Genomic DNA, 18,027 nt, shown 5'->3' on the forward strand with positions numbered 1-18,027 from the left:
TTGATTTTCCCTGAAGTTAAATCTAAGCTTTTTGAACTAACGCTTCCTCCAGTACCTCTTCCATGGTATCCATAAATTTTACTTCAATACCTTCCAGAATTTCAGCCGCAATTTCTTCAACATCTTTTTTATTCTGTTTCGGAACAAGAACCAATTTTATTTTTGCAGTCTTAGCAGCTAATATCTTTTCTTTAAGACCACCAATCGGAAGCACTCTGCCCCGCAGGGTGATTTCTCCTGTCATAGCTACATCTGCCCGAACCGGCTGGTCGGTTATTGCTGACAGCATTGCTGTCGCCATAGTAATACCTGCGGAAGGACCATCTTTGGGTACTGCTCCTTCGGGTATATGAATATGGATATCATTTTTATCAAAGTAATCCGGCTCAATTCCATACTTTCTGCTTACAGAACGTATAAAACTGATTCCTGCCCTTGCAGACTCTTTCATAACATCACCAAGTTGTCCGGTAAGCTCAAATTTTCCTTTGCCTGGCATTACATTTACTTCTATCTGAAGGGTATCTCCACCAACGCTTGTCCATGCAAGACCTCTGACAATACCGACTTCATCTTTTGTATTTGCCCTCTGGAATGAGTACTTTTCTTTTCCTAAGTATTTCTCCAGATTTTTATCAGTTATTTTTACTTTAGCGGTATCAGCACTTACAATTTCTTTCGCTGCCTTGCGGCATAATTCGCCAACTTTACGCTCAAGATTACGAACACCCGCTTCTTTTGTGTAGCCGGATATAATTCTTTGTAATGCCTTATCTGATATGCCTAATTGTTTAAGCTCCAATCCGTTTTTTCGTATCTGCTTTGGTATCAGATGTTTTTTTGCGATGTGATGTTTTTCATTTTCAGTGTAACTGGTTACTTCAATTAGTTCCATTCGGTCCAGTAAAGGCTTAGGTATAGTCTGTACTGAATTGGCAGTCGCTATAAATAATATTTCGGATAGATCTACCGGAATCTCTACATAATGGTCTACAAATTTGCTATTCTGCTCTCCATCCAGAACTTCTAAAAGGGCAGAGGAGATGTCTCCTTTGTAATCACTGCTTACTTTATCAATTTCATCCAGCAACATTAACGGATTTTTAACACCGGCATTTTTAAGACCGGTAGCAATTCTTCCAGGAAGTGCTCCAACATATGTTCTTCTATGACCACGGATTTCAGCCTCATCCCTGACGCCGCCAAGACTGATTCTTACGTATTCTTTATTCAATGCCTTTGCCACAGATCTGGCAATTGATGTTTTTCCTGTTCCGGGAGGTCCCACCAGGCAAAGAATTGGACTATCACCTTTTTGTGTCAATACACGAACTGCAAGAAACTCAAGTATTCGCTCCTTTACTTTATCCAGCCCATAATGGTCTTCATTCAGTATTTTCTCAGCATGATTTACATCTGCTTTATCAGTGCTTACTTTATCCCAAGGCAGAGCCAAAAGAGTCTCAATATACCCTCTGGATACAGCACTTTCTGAAGAATTGCCGGAAAGATTCTTAAAACGTTCAATTTCCTTGCTGATTTTTTCTTTTACATCTTCCTTTGCTGTAAGTTCTGTAACTGCAGCAAGATAATTTTCAGCTTCTGTGGCGGTATTGGTTTCTCCAAGCTCTTCTCTAATAATCTTAAGCTGTTCTCTCAGAATATAATCCTTTTGATTTTTATCAACTTTCTCTTTAACTTTGGCCTGTAAATCCTTCTTGATACGAATAACATCTATTTCTTCCGTTAATATTACGGTAATGGTCTGATAACGCTCAATTAAATCAACCGTTTCAATGATATCCTGCTTGTCCTCTAAAGAAAGTGGTACATTAACTGCTATCTGATCAATTAATTCATGAACTTCCTCAAGCTTCATAAGTTGTTTTGCAACTTCTTTTCCGATTTTGGGATTCTCAATAAAATACACTTCCAGTATATCTTTTAAGCCGCGAATCATTGCTTTTTTCTCCGCCTCTGATAACTGGTTTTCTATTTCTTCATTTAATACTTCAACTTCCCCAACTAAATAAGATTCTTCTTCTATCAAATCTTCCAGCCTGGCTCTCTTTGTTCCGTTTACTAATACTCTTATCACATTTCCCGGCAATTTTATAATCTGTTTTACTTCTGCTATGGTTCCTATCTGATATAAATCCTGCTTTCCCGGTTTTTCAGTCTCAGGATCTTTTTGGGTTACAAGCAGCACAAGCTGGTCATTCTCCATGGCATTTTCAATTGCTTCCATGGATATCTTCCGATTTATGTCAAAGTGAATCACCATGCCTGGAAGAACCGCCATTCCTCTTAGTGCTACAACAGGAACTTTCCTACTATATTCACCCATTTTAACCTCCACGTTAGTCTCATGTTAAAACAAGAGACCGCCTTAAAATATTCCTGTGTATTCCCAATACTTCAATTTTGGCTTAAGAAGTCAGTTAGGAACAGATAGGTATTTTAAGACAGCCCCTTGTCAATAAATGTTTAAGCAATTTCGTTACTATTTTTTTTCGGTACCCGTTTAGAAATCGGTTTTCTTGGCTGATTATCCTCTGAGCTAATTAAAATCGGCTGGGCATTCCCTTCAGCAGCATCTTTTGTAATAATGCATTTCAAGATTTGTGTATCCGATGGGACTTTGTACATAGAATCCATCATGACAGACTCCATGATGGCACGTAATCCTCTTGCACCTGTTTTTCTTTCAAGGGAGCGGTTTGCTATTACTTTTATTGCCTCATCCTCGAAATCCAATTCAACACCATCTAATTCAAATAATTTCTTATATTGTTTTATGATGGCATTTTTAGGTTCAGTAAGAATACGTACTAATGCTTCTTCATCTAATAAATCCAAAGCTACAGTTACCGGTACACGTCCGACAAATTCTGGTATAAGACCGTATTTTACAAAATCCTGAGGCATAGCCTGTCGGAATAAACGACCTATGTTTTCTTTCTTGCCTTCCGCTATCTGCGCATTAAATCCTATGGATTTTTGACCAATTCGGGATTCAACGATTTTCTCCAGTCCGTCGAAGGCACCACCACATATAAATAAAATATTTGTGGTGTCTATCTGTATAAATTCCTGATGAGGATGTTTTCTGCCGCCCTGTGGAGGTACCGAAGCAGTGGTACCTTCTAAGATTTTTAACAGTGCCTGCTGAACACCTTCACCTGAAACGTCACGGGTAATGGATGTATTTTCAGATTTTCTTGTAATCTTATCAATCTCATCTATATAAATAATGCCATGTTCCGCTCGTTCGATATCAAACTCTGCTGCTTGTATCAATTTTAGAAGAATGTTCTCCACATCTTCACCGACATAACCAGCTTCTGTCAACGCTGTAGCATCTGCAATTGCAAAAGGAACATTTAATAGCTTAGCCAAAGTCTGTGCCAAGAAGGTTTTACCGGAACCGGTAGGCCCTACCATGAGCAGGTTGCTCTTTTGCAGCTCTACATCTAAGTCTCTTCCGGCCAATACTCTTTTATAGTGATTGTACACAGATACAGACAGCACCTTTTTTGCATCATCCTGACCAATTACATACTGATCTAAAAAATTTTTGATTTCTGTAGGTTTTAACAGATTAATGTCTGTGTCCTGTACTCTTTCATCGAACTCTTCTTCTACTATTTCAGAGCAGATTTCGATACACTCATCACAAATATATACATTACCGGGTCCCGCTATTAATTTTCTAACCTGATCCTGTGTCTTATTGCAAAAAGAGCATCTTAATTGTTTTCTGTCATCGGATCTGTTTGCCACTCGTTTATCAACTCCCTTCTATTATCCATAAACCAAACTTTAAGTATACTCCCAAAGTTACTAATTTATGCTTATCTGGTCAATTTATCTACTTACAATAACGCTGTCAATAATTCCGTAGGCTTTTGCTTCTTCTGCACTCATGTAATGGTCTCTTTCTGTATCTACTTCAATTACATCAAGAGTTTTACCTGTATTAGCAGCTAATATCTCATTCAATTTCTTTTTAGTCTTTAAAATGTTTTCTGCAACAATCTTAATATCCGTTGCCTGACCTTTAGCACCACCAGATGGCTGGTGAATCATTACTTCTGCGTTCGGAAGTGCAAATCTTTTCCCTTTTGCACCACCTGCCAACAGGAAGGCTCCCATACTGGCTGCCATACCGATACAAATTGTAGATACATCACATTTAATATAATTCATGGTATCATAAATAGCCATACCAGCAGTTACGGAACCACCAGGACTATTAATGTATAGATGAATATCTTTACCAGGATCTTCTGATTCCAGGAATAATAACTGGGCAACAATTACACTTGCGGAGACATCGCTAACTTCTTCTCCTAAAAAAATTATTCTTTCCTTGAGTAATCTGGAATAAATGTCGTAGGATCTTTCACCACGACTGGTCTGTTCAATGACATAAGGTACTAAACTCATAGTATATCCTCCTTTTCATTACACTTCAACAGCTGTTTCTCCAATAATATCTACTGCTTTCTGTACAGCCATGTCCATAATTATTTGCTCTTTCTCTTTTTCACCAAGTAATTCTTTTAACTTATCTAATTCCATCTTGTAGCTTTCAGCCATTTGTGTTAATTCTTTTTCTACTTCTTCATCGGAAACCGTAATATTCTCAGCTTTAACAATTGCTTCTAAAACTAATCTAATCTGGATTCTTTTTAGAGCCTGTGGTCTCATCTGGTCATATAACTGTTCTATATTCATTCCTGTAAACTGCATATACTGTTCCATAGTCAAACCTTGTGATTGAACTCTCTGCGCAAATTCATCTACCATATGTCTAACCTGTGTTTCAATCATGGCTTCCGGAATTTCCATTTCAGTTTTTTCTATAATTTTATCTACAACTGCATCTTCTTTATTTCTTTTTGCTTCTTTTTCTTTTCTTTCAATAAGATTCTTCTTAATGTCTTCTTTGTATTCTTCTAAGGTATCAAATTCTGATACATCCTGTGCAAATTCATCGTCTAATTCCGGTAATTCTTTTGCCTTGATTTCTTTTACCTTAACTTTAAAAAGCGCAGGTTTTCCAGCTAATTCAGGTGCATGATACTGTTCAGGAAAAGTTACGTTAACTTCTACTTCTTCATCAATGCTTTTTCCGATTAACTGCTCTTCAAATGTGTCAATAAAGGAATGAGAACCGATTGTTAAAGAATAATCTTCGGATTTTCCACCTTCAAAAGGAACTCCATCAACAAAACCTTCAAAGTCAATAACTGTCATATCTTTATCAGCAACCGCTCTGTCTTCCACGTTAATAATCCTGGAATTCTGGTCTCTTACTCTATCCAGTTCAGCAACGATTTCTTCATCCGTTACTTCTACTGATGCTTTTTCAACTTCTATTCCTTTGTACTCACCCAGCGTTATTTCAGGTCTTACAGCCACTTCTGCAGTAAAGATAAAAGATTTTCCTTTTTCCATCTGTACTACATCAATTTCAGGTCTGGAAACAATTTCCAAATCACTCTCATCAGCAGCTTTTTCATAAGCGTCAGGAATTACAATATTAGCTGCATCTTCGTAAAAAATGCTTGCACCATACATTTTTTCAATAATGGCACGAGGAGCTTTTCCTTTTCTAAAACCCTGTACGTTAATCTTACCTCTATTTTTTACATAGGCTTGTTCTAATGCAGCTTCAAACTCCTCTGCAGTAGCTTCTATGGTAAACTTAACCATATTCTTATCCAATTTCTCTACTTGTAAACTCATTTAAAATTTCCTCCTTAAAATATGTGAACGTATATCCCTGATACGAACCCTGTTATATCGTATATCAAAATCACTGCATAATTTACCTACAGTGTGCGCCTTTTATTGTATAAACTGCTATTAGACGCAATTATATAGGACTGTACACCAGTTGCTGTCCTGGCATGACCGTGAAAAAACTTTCGCAGTCTGACGTTATGACATTAGTATATTATAACATAAGTATTCTGTAAATACCATACTTTTTTTAGCCTATACCAGCCTGGCTTCCTTTTAATCTTTTACATGTCCTTGTTGTTTTAAAGTCTCAATTACAAATTCCACATGTTTTTTACAAACATCATTACTCTTTGCTTCTACCATAACTCGTATAACAGGTTCCGTACCACTCTCCCTGACCAAAATACGTCCTTCCTCAGAAAGAGCTTTGGTTACTGCTTCTACAGCTTCCATTACTTTACTATCTTCTCTTGCTGCTTTTTTATCTTTAACCTTTACATTGACTAATAGCTGAGGGTAAATATATACATCTTTAACTAATTCTGACAGCTTCATCTTTGTCTCTAAAATAACCTCCATGATTTTTAAAGAAGTTAAAATTCCATCACCGGTTGTAGCATGTTTGCTGAAAATAATATGACCTGATTGTTCTCCACCAATCGAATGTCCGTTAGTCATCATATTCTCATATACATATTTATCCCCTACGGCTGTTTTTTCATAAGCAATACCTTTTTCTTCAAAGGCTTTATATAAGCCAAAATTGGACATTATAGTAGTAACTACTGTATTATTATTTAATTCTCCCCTATTTTTCATATATAAACCGCAGACGTAAAGAATTAAGTCACCATCTATAATATTGCCCTTATCATCCACAGCTAAACAGCGATCTGCATCACCATCATATGCAAAACCAACATCCAGGCCATTTTCCAGTACGTATTTTTGCAAATTTTCCATATGGGTTGATCCACAGCCTTCATTGATATTTGTTCCGTTCGGCTCGTTATGAATAACATAGGTTTTAGCACCAAGAGCATCGAATACTCCTTTGGCTATGGTAGAGGCAGAACCGTTGGCACAATCCAGTGCAACTTTAACCTCTTTAAAGGAGCGGGTTGCCAAAGATATTAGATAACCAATATAACGATTTCTTCCTATCATATAATCCGTGGTTTTACCGATTCCTTCTCTGGTTGCATATGGGATATCTTCTCCCTTACCATCTATGTAGTTTTCAATTAACGCTTCAACCTCTGCTTCTAATTTATAACCGTTTCCATTTATGATTTTAATACCATTATCATAATAAGGATTATGGCTTGCAGATATCATAATACCGCAATCATAACTTTCACTTCTAACAACATAGGAAACACTTGGTGTACTGGTAACATGAAGAAGATACACATCTGCTCCGCTGGCTGTCAGACCAGATACCAGGGCGTATTCAAACATATAACTGGAACGTCTGGTATCTTTCCCAATTACTACTTTAGCCTTTTTATCTTTCCCATAATGGTGCCCTAAAAATCTACCGACTTTATATGCATGTTCTACTGTCAAATCAATATTTGCTTCTCCCCGGAAACCATCTGTTCCAAAATATTTACCCATTTAATTACTCCTTTAATAATCATATTCTTTCTATATGTAATTTAAGTTATCTGTCCATGCAATTTGCTTTAACCGTACATTACCGATTGTAACACAAGATGAAAATCACCGCAACTTATTCTAATTCCCAATTGCATGGCAATTATCAGATTAAAAACCAATCTGCTTTATTCCTTTTTATCTTATGACAGAAATCCTTTCTTTGGTCCTGTACATAACAAAAACATCATCTCATATATATGATATCTGTCATTAGTTTGCACGCAATGATTACTCATATATATTAGATGATGTTTTCTAAGGTCAGTTTAGGAATCAATTATGCAGCATCTGTTGCAGAATTTAAACTACCTTTTTTGTTAGGCTTCTTATAAAGAAGAACCTGTAGAAGAACTCTGACCAGACATAGCTTCTTCCTGTCTTTTGATCATACGTCTAACCATTTCTCCACCTACAGAACCATTCTGGTAGCTAGTTAAGTCACCATTGTAACCTTGTTTTAAAGGTACTCCTATTTCAGAAGCAACCTCCATTTTGAATCTGTCAAGTGCTTCTCTAGCCTGTGGCACTTCTACTCTGTTAGAACCGCTATTGTTGTTACTTGCCATAAAATTCACCTCCGAAAATATTTGTAAGATAATTGTGTTCGACAGTTGATTTCATTTGAATCATCTATCGTAGTAATATTGTTAGCAGATGAGGGAATTTTTATTATGGTAAGTTGTGGAACTTACTATTAATTTTAAGTTCTTTTTTTAAAAAATTTACTTGAAACCTACCGTATATCAACATTTTTCATAACTTGCTCATTCTCAATAAAAGCAGTTATTCTTTTTTAAGTGTGATTCTATCTATAAATACTAAATAAAAAACCTTAATTCATTTAATTAATAATCCAATGCCTGTTTTAAATATTTTCATAATTTGTACCTGCCTTCACATATACTGTATAAACTTACTCTGACAAGGATTCTTATGGGCGAACTATTAGAAATTATTAAAAATATGAATCGTGTACTTTGGAATGGGCCGATGTTAATTATATTGGTAGCAACTCATCTTTTTTTTACATTCCGTTTAAAATTTGTACAAAAAAAAGTCTTCAAAGGAATACGTCTCTCTACGAAATCCTCTGATGATCCCAATGGCGAAACCAGCAGCTTCGGAGCCCTTACAACGACCTTGGCAGCTACACTTGGCATCGGAAATATTATTGGTGTATCAACAGCAGTTGCTTTAGGCGGTCCAGGCGCAATACTTTGGATATGGTTAACCGGAGTACTTGGTATGGCGACAACTTACGCAGAGTGCTATTTAGGTATTTATTTTAGACAAAAAGCAAAAGACGGTACTTATTCCGGCGGCCCAATGTATGTGTTAGAAAAAGGGCTTCATTCCAAGCCCTTAGCCGTACTCTATTGCTTTCTCACCCTTGTTGCCTCCTATGGAATCGGCTGTTCTACTCAATCTAATTCTATTACCGATACTACCTCCCATCTATGGGGTTTTTCCCCGTACATTATAGGATTCCTCACTGCCTTGATTACCGGTCTGGTTATTGTAGGCGGTATACAATCCATCGGTAACATCTGTATGAAGCTTGTACCAGCGATGGGACTTTTCTATATTCTGGCTTGCATTATATTAATAGTTATGAATCACCAATACATAGTTCCGGCAATTGCTTTAATCTTTAAAAGTGCCTTTTTACCAAGTGCAATGGCAGGCGGATTTATCGGCAGCACCATAAAAACAGCAGCCAGATATGGTATAGCGAGAGGTCTATTCTCCAATGAAGCAGGAATTGGCACCGCTGCCATAGCTGCCGCCAGCGCCAAAACTGACAATCCCCACAACCAAGCCTTGGTATCCATGAGTGCAACCTTTTGGGATACGGTTGTTATGTGCGGCGTAACAGGAATTGTTATTGTCTCAAATATTTTAAAAAATCCTGCATCCGTAAAAGGCGCCTCTGCCTCTGAACTTACTACCATAGCTTTTGAGCAAATTCCATTTGGTGGTTATATTTTGGGATTGTCTATTGTAGCTTTCGCACTTGCCACCTTAATCGGCTGGTCTTATTTTGGTGAAAAAGCGGTAGTCTATCTGTTTGGTAAAGAAGGTATCGGAACCTATCGAATCTGCTATATTGTAATGATCTTTATCGGTTCCATCCTGTCACTAGATTTTGTATGGGAACTTTCTGATTTAATCAATGCTTTTATGATTTTTCCCAATGTATTATCCATCTGGCTGCTATATCGGCTGATTAAGCATACAGAATAGCTGCTGCTATAGCATCTGCGGTTTTTTTATCTTTTAACTGCGAAATGATTTCCAGTGAAAAATCAATTGCGGTACCTAGTCCTCTACTGGTTGTTACGTTAGAAGCCACTTCTACCTTGTTACCGGTAGTCACAGCACCCAATAGCTTGTCTTCAAAACCAGGATAGCAGGTAGCCTTTTTACCATTCAATATACCATTAATTCCCAGTACGCTTGGTGCCGCACAGATTGCCGCCAATTTCTTTTCTTGCTCATTAAAAGTCTTTAGTAAGCTGACTAAGCCAGTATGCTCTAAGAGATGCTTTGTTCCCGGCATTCCTCCCGGAAGTACCAGCAGACTGGCATCTTTAAAATCTTCGTTTTCAAATAGGGTATCTGCCTCAACTTTGATGGCATGAGCACCTGTTATGGTAAGACTGCCTGTAATTGATACGGTTTTAATAGAAATATCCGCTCTGCGTAATAAGTCCACCACTGTTAATCCTTCGATTTCCTCAAAACCATCTGCCATAAATAAATAAACCATGATATCACTCCTTTAATTTAATTTGTCCTGTTACCTTATAAGAATTATATACTATTATTTGTAAACATGGTATACTCATTTTGTATGTTTAAGAGGATAAAAGCAGCCCTATCCTAAGCTCTGCTGATATTATGTTTCCGACGACTTTATCCCATGCCTGAAGGCATGGGCTTTTTATTCTCTTGTTAACACGAAAAAATAAATATACGTATTTTATCCATACCCTATTTCTCTATATTATTATATAATAGATTTAAAAGTACATCTAATAGAGCAGGGGGTTCTAATTTAGGACATGAAAACTATGGAGAATATAATAACAGAACGGTTAATTATAAGAAGATTTCTTAAGACTGACTGGCAGGATTTATATGAATACCTGTCTGACCCGGAAGTAGTCTATTTCGAACCCTATGAGGTTTATACACAAGAGCAAGCAATGGAAGAAGCTATCCGTAGAATAGACCATACTTCCTTTTTTGCAGTTTGCTTAAAAGACAGTCAAAAACTCATCGGTAACTTATATTTTAATAGGGGTGACTTTGATACTTGGGAATTAGGATATGTATTTAATAGAACCTTTCAAAAACAAGGCTATGCTATGGAAAGTGCAACAGCTTTAATCAACCATGCCTTTTCTTGTTTGGGTGCCAGACGCATTATAGCCAGATGCAGTACTAAAAATGTATCCTCCTGGAGATTGCTTGAGCGTCTCCGATTAAGGCGGGAAGGCATGTTTCTCCAAAATGTTTATTTCAAGACAAAGCCAAACGGTGAACCGGATTGGTTTGATTCCTATTCTTATGCTATCTTGAAAGAAGAGTGGATAAAAAATAATAGCTACTAATTTAATTATACGAAACTTTTCCCATTCTATTTAAAAGAGAAGTTACCTTATACTTGTGTATTATTACTAAATCTAATACACAGGTATAAAGTAACTTCCTTTTCTACATTTATCGTTCTTCTCGGAAATATGCCTGCCCCAGACTTGCCGGCGGCTGATTCTCGTGCTTATTCCGCTTGCTAGTAAATATTAATACAATAATTGTTACTACATAAGGCAGCATTTTGCATAATTCCTGAGTTGCTCTGTTTAAACCGGGCATATAGATATACAGGATATAAAGTCCTCCAAAGAGAAAGGAACCCCAGATAGCATTAACCGGCTTCCATAAAGCAAGGATAACTAATGCAATTGCAAGCCACCCTCTATCACCAAAGCCATTATTCGTCCAAGTTCCGCCAAGGTATTCCATTACAAAATATAAACCGCCAAGACCGGCTATTGCGGCACCGGAAATTGTAGCTATATATTTGTATCTGGATACATGAATACCTGCTGCATCTGCTGTTGAAGGGTCTTCTCCAATGGAGCGCAGGTTCAAACCCTTTCTGGTATGCTTTAAAAAGTAGGTAAGAAAAATTGCAGTTACTATTGATAGATACGTTAAAAATCCATAGGAGAATAGTAACTTACCAACAACTGGTATATTGGATAAACCGGGTAGTACTGCACGGTATGCAGAAGCTGTTGTCTTAACCGAAATCTGTCCTACACCACCAGCAAGCTTTGAAATTGAACCGCCGAAAAAATTACCAAATCCCACCCCAAAAGTTGTTAAGGCCAGACCCACAACATTCTGATTTGCCCTTAGACTTATAGTAAGAACGCTGTATATAAGACCTCCAAAGGCTGACACAAGAAGTGATGCCAATAATGAGATTACAAGTCCAACAAAAGCATTGGGATTCCCCGATACTTTTTCATAAAAGAAAGCAGCCATCAGACCGGCAATACCACCCATATACATAATTCCAGGTATGCCAAGATTTAGATTACCTGATTTCTCCGTCAGTATTTCTCCGGAGGCACCAAAAAGTATACTGATACCCTGTCCAATTGCATTCTGAAGAAAGGTTAACAACATTGACATACTATTTTACCTCCTTGCTTTTTTTGCGAAAATCTAATTTATAGCTAATAAAAAATTCACTTCCTATTAAAAAGAAGATAAGTATACCGGTAATAATATCAGACGCATTTGTATTTAACCCATACTGAGATGCTATCTGTATTGAACCCTGCTGCATAAATACCAGAAATAAGGATACTCCAATCATGGCAAGGGGATTAAACTTAGACATCCAAGCAACAATAATTGCCGTAAAGCCTCTGCCTCCGGCTGTACTGGTGGATATGGTATGGCTGGCACCGCTTACAATAATACTTCCGGCAAGTCCGCAGACAGCACCGGATATCATCATGGTACGGATAATAACTTTTTTAACGTTGATACCGGCATATCTGGCAGTATTCTGACTCTCTCCTACAACAGCTATCTCATAACCCTGTTTGCTGTGCTTCATATATAAAAATACGATTAGGGTAACCGCCAGAACAACAATTATATTTAATCCATATTGTAACCCGAATATTTTAGAAAACCAGCCTTTTGCTGTAGCTCCGTTAATAATACCGACTGTATTAGAACCTGTAGGATTTTCCCAAAAAACAATACAAAAGGTTACAATCTGCATCGCTACATAATTTAGCATCAGGGTAAATAATGTTTCATTGGTGTTGTAGTATGCCTTAAATACTGCCGGTAGTAATCCCCATAACAGCCCTGCTAAACTGCTGGCTATAAAGATTACAATTAATAAAAGCCAATTTGGCATGACATCTCCAAAATAAATCATCATGGCGGCTGTAACCGTACCACCCATAAGAATCTGGCCTTCCGCTCCGATATTCCAGAATTTCATTTTAAAGGCAGGTGTTAAACCGACAGCAATTATTAACAAGGTCAACGCTTCACGTATGGTAACCCAAAATCTTCTTTTCGCACCAATCGCTCCGTTAATAATTCCCATGTAAACTCGTATGGGATTTTCATTTACAATGGCTACAATAACAAGAGCACATACAATAAGGGATAGTGCTATCCCAGCAAAACGGATACCCCAAGCTTTTTTCTGGCTTATGGAATCACGTTTACTGACACGAACAAAAAGTTCTTTATTTACTGCGTCTTTGCTCACTGGCATGTCCTCCCTTTCTTTCCGCTGTCATCAGCAGACCCAATTCTTCCTTTGTGGTCTTACGGGCATCAACGATTCCTGATACCTTACCGCTATTTAAAACAAGAATGCGGTCACAAAGATCAATTAGAACATCCAGGTCTTCGCCGACACATATTACAGCTACACCCTTTTCTTTTTGCTGATTCAACAGATTATAAATAGTATAGGAGGAATTGATGTCAAGACCTCTTACGGGATAAGCTACCATAAGCACGGTAGGACTTGCCGCAATTTCCCTTCCCACTAATACCTTTTGTACATTTCCTCCCGAAAGTCTGCGAACCGGAGTATGAACGCCGGGCGTCTTAACATCCAGTTGGTTTACTATATCTGCCGCCAGGTCTTTGGGTTTTTTACGGTTTAAAAAGAACTTTCTACCTTCCCGATAGCTTCTAAGCATCATATTATCTGCTAAATCCATGGAACCTACAAGTCCCATACCTAGCCTGTCTTCCGGCACGAAGGATAAACATATTTTTAAGTCTCTGATTTGAGCCGGTTTCATATCTGATATTTTTTCAGTACTGCCATCAGGTGCAAAGTATAAAATCTCACCGCTGTCAATCTGCACAAGACCCGCAATCGCCTCCAATAACTCCTTCTGTCCGCTTCCTGCAATACCTGCTACACCAAGTATTTCTCCACTGTTGGCAGTAAAGGAGGTCTGATTTAGAATCTTTATTCCTTCTTTTGTTTTACAGGTTATTCCACGCATCTCAATACGCTTTTCCGGCTTTACTGGTTCAGAACGGTCTATATCTAAGGTTACTTTTTCACCAACCATCATTTCCGTCAGAGACTCTGCTGTTGCTTTTGCAGTATTTACAGTACCGATATATTTACCTTTTCGAAGTACTGTAACACGGTCGGACAGCTCTAAAACTTCATGTAACTTGTGGGTTATAATAATAATTGATTTACCTGCTTTTCTCATATTGCGAAGTACATCAAATAATTTCTTTGTTTCTTGTGGAGTCAGAACAGCCGTAGGCTCATCCAGTATCAGTATGTCTGCACCACGATATAATACTTTGATTATTTCTACTGTCTGCTTCTGGGACACAGACATATCATAAATTTTCTGAGATGGATTTAGATCAAAGCCATAGGTATGAATAAGCTCGTTAATATCTTTCATAATCTGATCCATTTTTAAACGTTCTTTTCCAGGCAGTCCAAGAATGATATTTTCTGCTGCTGTCAGAATGTTTATCAGTTTAAAATGCTGATGAATCATCCCAATACCCAACGCAAAGGAATCTTTTGGGGAACGGATGGTTACCTCTTTTCCATTTATAAAAATCTGGCCTTGCTCCGGAAAATAAATGCCGGAAAGCATGTTCATCAATGTGGTCTTACCGCTTCCGTTTTCACCCAATATGGACAGAATTTCGCCTTTCCGCACTGATAAATTGATGTTGTCATTGGCAATAACTTCTCCAAAACGCTTGGTAACATTCTTTAGTTCGATTGCATTTGCCTGCTCCACAAAAAGACCTCCTATACAGTAAATTGGCGGAACTGCATATGCGCAGTTCCGCATAATTATTTACTCTTATTTTGCTGCATTTATATCTGAAACTTCGTTATTTACTTCTCTGTGATACCATCAATTATAATTCCGAATGCCGGAGAAGAAATCACTTCTGATTCATGGAAGTAACCATCGGATACATTAGCAGAATATTTTTCATAATCAGCATTGGAAGCAATTAATTCTTCCAAAGTGGAACCATTCACTGTAAATGTTGAGGTGTCAAATACTTTAAGTGTACCAGCTTTTAATGCTGCTTCAACCTCTGCTACTTTGTCTGCGGTACCTTCTGCAGCTACGCTCTCATTGATAGGGGAGATAGCAACTGCACCATCAACATAACCCTTGGACCAGTCAGCTGCAATAGCTGTACCGTCAATGACACTCTTGACTGCATAAGTATAGTAAGGTCCCCAATTAATGGTTGCTGAGGTTAGTGCTGTATTTGGAGCAACCAAAGTCATATCTACGTTATATCCCACAACTGGTACTTTGGCATCTTCAGCAGCAGTTGGAGCACCTGTTGTATCAGCATGCTGACTAATCAATTTTGCACCATTAGCAATCAACTGTTTTGCAACTTCATTTTCTGCTGTCATATCAGCCCAGCTATTTGTATACTGAACTTCCATAGTAACAGATGGACACACGCTCTTTGCTCCTAGATAAAAAGCAGTAAAACCAGAAACTACTTCCGCGTACGGATATGCACCAACATAACCCATTTTAGCTTCTTCTGCTGTAATTTCACCTTTTGTAATCATATCATTTAATTTTAAACCAGCAACAACACCGGATACGTAACGGGATTCATAAACTGCTGTAAAATAGTTATGCATATTAGGTAAACCTGAAGAGGCTGCCTGGAAACCGGTTGCATGAGCAAACTGAACATCCGTGAATTCCTGTGCTGCCTGAATCATATAGTCTTCATGACCAAAGCTGTTTGCAAATACAATATTACAGCCTTGTTCTGCTAAATCCACAATTGCATCATACGCAGATTCATCTTCACCGATATGTGTCTTTTCAATAACCTGATCAGAGGATAAACCAAGACTTGTAGCCATAACCTTAATTCCTTCCATATGTGCCGCAGTATAACCTTCATTTTCATCGCCTATGTAAATAATACCAACCTTAATGTCAGCTGCACTACCTTCTGGTATGGCCTCGGAATCTGTTTCTGTACCGCTTGGTGCAGCAGGCGTATTATCAGCATTCCCACCCTTGTTTGAAGAACCACAGCCCGTAAACAGACCAACTGTCATTGCCAATACTAACAATAACGTTACTACTTTTTTCATAATAATTTTCCTCCTAATAATTTATCATATCATTGTGACACTCTATAACATTATGCTCTTAGGCACATGTACAAAAGGGAAGTAAAACTCTTAAGGAGTGGGGAGCTCCTCGTTGATATTCATCCAATTTCTGGATATTTCCTTTGAAAAAAGATAAAGGGGCCGTATGTATCTTCGAATACATACAACCCCTTCGTTGGGCAGTCCAGTGAAACAATTTTAGGCGTTGGCCCTAAAAATATCCAAAGCCTTTGTTTACCTTTATAATCGTATCGTCCATAGGACCAACAATAATCATGTAAAACCTGATGTATATAAATTAAGTACATACTTGTCTTTCGGAATATTCATACGCAATAATTACATAGTATAACAGAAAAATGTTGTTTGTCAACATTTTGATGAATCAATCGAGCAAAATTTTCTGGAAATATAGATTTTTACCTCGAATAAAATAACTTATTCAACTCGGTTTTTCGAATTACCTGACCTGCCCGTTTTCCGGTATGTACTCCATTTCTGACGGTAACCTGACCATTTACTATGACATATTCAATACCCTCTGGATATTGTACCGGCTCTACAAAAGTTCCTTTATCTAGTATTGTCCCTGCATTAAAAATGGTAATATCTCCATAATATCCTTTCTTAAGGAGGCCTCTGTTTGTAATTCCCATGGCTGATGCGGCTTTGTGGGTCATTTTATAGATAGCCTCCTCTAAAGAAAGAACTTTCTCTTCTCTGACATATTTACCAAGAATTCGCGGGAAAGAACCATATACCCTTGGATGGGGTTTACCGGATAAAAGGCCGTCTGTACAAGCATTCATTTCATCCCGCTTTAATATACTGGTTACGGCTGATTCCGTACCATAAAAGTCCACCATTCCAACTGCATTGTTTTCCTCCTCTAGTAAATCAAAGGCTGCCTCAAGTGGTTCTAAACCCTTTAATGCTCCGATTTCCTTCAGACTCTTTCCAATAAATTCCTTATTCTTAGCAGTCGCAACACTGGTGATAAAAATTCCCTCTACACCGGCAAACTGTATGAAATTGTCCCAACCGGGGATACCGTATTGAATATCTTCTTTCATCTTCTCTCGAAGTTCGTGATTTTGCAGCCGTTTTATAAGTTCATTGGTTCCCCCGTCATGCACCAATGCAGAGCATCACTTAAGCCTTCGGCTACATGAATGTGATAACCTATATCATCCCTGTTCTTATCGGTACAATGTTTTAATGTTTCATCACTTAGGGTAAACGATGCGTGCATACCAATCATAGCTTTTTGCATGCTATTAGAGTCCTTTTTACAGACTGCCGCAAAATCTAGATTCTCTTTTAAAGCTTCAATCATCTTATCCTTACCGACCCGGTCAGATACCTCATAGGATAAACAGGTGCGCACTCCCGCTTCTTTTGCTGCCTCGCTAATCTGAGATAAACTTCCCTTTACTTCTCCATAACTGGCATGATGATCAAAGACTGTTGTTACTCCGTTCTTGATACAATCCAGATAAGTTGATATAGCACTTAAGTATACCTGCTTTAAGGTTAATTTTCTGTCCACCCTCCACCAGGTACCTTCTAAAATATCCAAAAAATCAGCAGGTTTGTTACCGGGTATAGATAACCCTCTGGCAAAGGCACTATATATGTGACTATGTGTATTTATAAATCCCGGCATAATAACGCCGCCTTTGGCATCTATAAATTCCGCTTTAGGATAAGCTTTTAGCATATCCAACCGATTTCCTATCTCCTCAATCCGATTCTCTTTCATACATACGGCACCATCTGTTATAACAGTATTACTTTCATCTCTTGTAACTACCATTCCGTTTCCCACAATAATCATGCGAATCCTCCTTTTATCCGAATCAAGCTTTATAGGATTAGGAAATCAAAAGCCC

General features: G+C 37.9%; 15 protein-coding genes. 2 read left to right on the forward strand and 13 right to left on the reverse strand.

The window, feature by feature from the left end:
• Positions 1-22: 22 nt before the first annotated feature.
• From lon to acsn021_RS20240, 6 genes are all read right to left on the reverse strand, one after another.
• Positions 23-2,347 carry an endopeptidase La gene (lon, locus tag acsn021_RS20215; protein ID WP_184095301.1) on the reverse strand — a complete coding sequence of 775 codons (2,325 nt, stop codon included), beginning with the start codon at positions 2,345-2,347 and terminating at the stop codon, positions 23-25.
• 140 nt (positions 2,348-2,487) lie between these two features.
• Complete coding sequence (gene clpX / locus acsn021_RS20220; protein ID WP_184095303.1) at positions 2,488-3,783, reverse strand: ATP-dependent Clp protease ATP-binding subunit ClpX; 1,296 nt, start codon at positions 3,781-3,783, stop codon at positions 2,488-2,490.
• Between the two features lie 84 nt (positions 3,784-3,867).
• Positions 3,868-4,449, reverse strand: a complete 582-nt coding sequence (gene clpP, locus acsn021_RS20225) for an ATP-dependent Clp endopeptidase proteolytic subunit ClpP (protein WP_184095305.1) — start codon at positions 4,447-4,449, stop codon at positions 3,868-3,870.
• An 18-nt stretch (positions 4,450-4,467) separates the two neighbouring features.
• On the reverse strand, positions 4,468-5,754 hold the full coding sequence (gene tig / locus acsn021_RS20230) for a trigger factor (RefSeq protein ID WP_184095307.1): 1,287 nt from the start codon (positions 5,752-5,754) through the stop codon (positions 4,468-4,470).
• 273 nt (positions 5,755-6,027) lie between these two features.
• Positions 6,028-7,374, reverse strand: a complete 1,347-nt coding sequence (glmM, locus tag acsn021_RS20235; protein ID WP_184095309.1) for a phosphoglucosamine mutase — start codon at positions 7,372-7,374, stop codon at positions 6,028-6,030.
• Between the two features lie 368 nt (positions 7,375-7,742).
• Complete coding sequence (locus tag acsn021_RS20240; RefSeq protein ID WP_184095311.1) at positions 7,743-7,982, reverse strand: alpha/beta-type small acid-soluble spore protein; 240 nt, start codon at positions 7,980-7,982, stop codon at positions 7,743-7,745.
• Between the two features lie 367 nt (positions 7,983-8,349).
• On the opposite strand from acsn021_RS20240, the gene acsn021_RS20245 reads away from it, so the two are divergent.
• On the forward strand, positions 8,350-9,660 hold the full coding sequence (locus acsn021_RS20245) for an alanine/glycine:cation symporter family protein (protein WP_184095312.1): 1,311 nt from the start codon (positions 8,350-8,352) through the stop codon (positions 9,658-9,660).
• Here acsn021_RS20245 and acsn021_RS20250 read toward each other — a convergent pair.
• Positions 9,644-10,186 carry a DJ-1 family glyoxalase III gene (locus acsn021_RS20250; RefSeq protein WP_184095314.1) on the reverse strand — a complete coding sequence of 181 codons (543 nt, stop codon included), beginning with the start codon at positions 10,184-10,186 and terminating at the stop codon, positions 9,644-9,646. The two genes, acsn021_RS20245 and acsn021_RS20250, sit on opposite strands and share 17 nt — an antisense overlap.
• A 304-nt stretch (positions 10,187-10,490) precedes the next feature.
• Here acsn021_RS20250 and acsn021_RS20255 point away from each other — a divergent pair, with 304 nt between their 5' ends.
• The gene (locus acsn021_RS20255; protein ID WP_184095316.1) at positions 10,491-11,033 is read left to right on the forward strand and encodes a GNAT family N-acetyltransferase; all 543 of its coding nucleotides are present in this window, start codon (positions 10,491-10,493) and stop codon (positions 11,031-11,033) included.
• A gap of 109 nt (positions 11,034-11,142) precedes the next feature.
• Here the strand turns inward: acsn021_RS20255 and acsn021_RS20260 are convergent, their stop codons facing one another.
• From acsn021_RS20260 to acsn021_RS20285, 6 genes are all read right to left on the reverse strand, one after another.
• Positions 11,143-12,123, reverse strand: a complete 981-nt coding sequence (locus tag acsn021_RS20260) for an ABC transporter permease (RefSeq protein WP_184095318.1) — start codon at positions 12,121-12,123, stop codon at positions 11,143-11,145.
• 1 nt (position 12,124) lies between these two features.
• On the reverse strand, positions 12,125-13,231 hold the full coding sequence (locus acsn021_RS20265) for an ABC transporter permease (protein ID WP_243182308.1): 1,107 nt from the start codon (positions 13,229-13,231) through the stop codon (positions 12,125-12,127).
• Positions 13,209-14,816 (reverse strand): ABC transporter ATP-binding protein, encoded by a 1,608-nt coding sequence (locus acsn021_RS20270; protein ID WP_207725190.1) that lies wholly within the window; start codon positions 14,814-14,816, stop codon positions 13,209-13,211. The genes acsn021_RS20265 and acsn021_RS20270 overlap by 23 nt, the downstream gene beginning before the upstream one ends.
• A 47-nt stretch (positions 14,817-14,863) precedes the next feature.
• The gene (locus tag acsn021_RS20275; protein WP_184095324.1) at positions 14,864-16,114 is read right to left on the reverse strand and encodes a BMP family ABC transporter substrate-binding protein; all 1,251 of its coding nucleotides are present in this window, start codon (positions 16,112-16,114) and stop codon (positions 14,864-14,866) included.
• Positions 16,115-16,554: 440 nt separating this feature from the next.
• Positions 16,555-17,271 (reverse strand): amidohydrolase family protein, encoded by a 717-nt coding sequence (locus acsn021_RS20280; RefSeq protein ID WP_330601817.1) that lies wholly within the window; start codon positions 17,269-17,271, stop codon positions 16,555-16,557.
• A complete protein-coding gene (locus acsn021_RS20285; RefSeq protein ID WP_184095326.1) occupies positions 17,241-17,972 on the reverse strand; it encodes an amidohydrolase family protein in 732 nt (243 codons plus the stop codon). Before acsn021_RS20285 ends, acsn021_RS20280 begins: the two co-directional genes overlap by 31 nt.
• Between the last annotated feature and the right edge of the window lie 55 nt (positions 17,973-18,027).

It is taken from the genome of Anaerocolumna cellulosilytica, assembly GCF_014218335.1.
Classification (GTDB): domain Bacteria; phylum Bacillota; class Clostridia; order Lachnospirales; family Lachnospiraceae; genus Anaerocolumna; species Anaerocolumna cellulosilytica.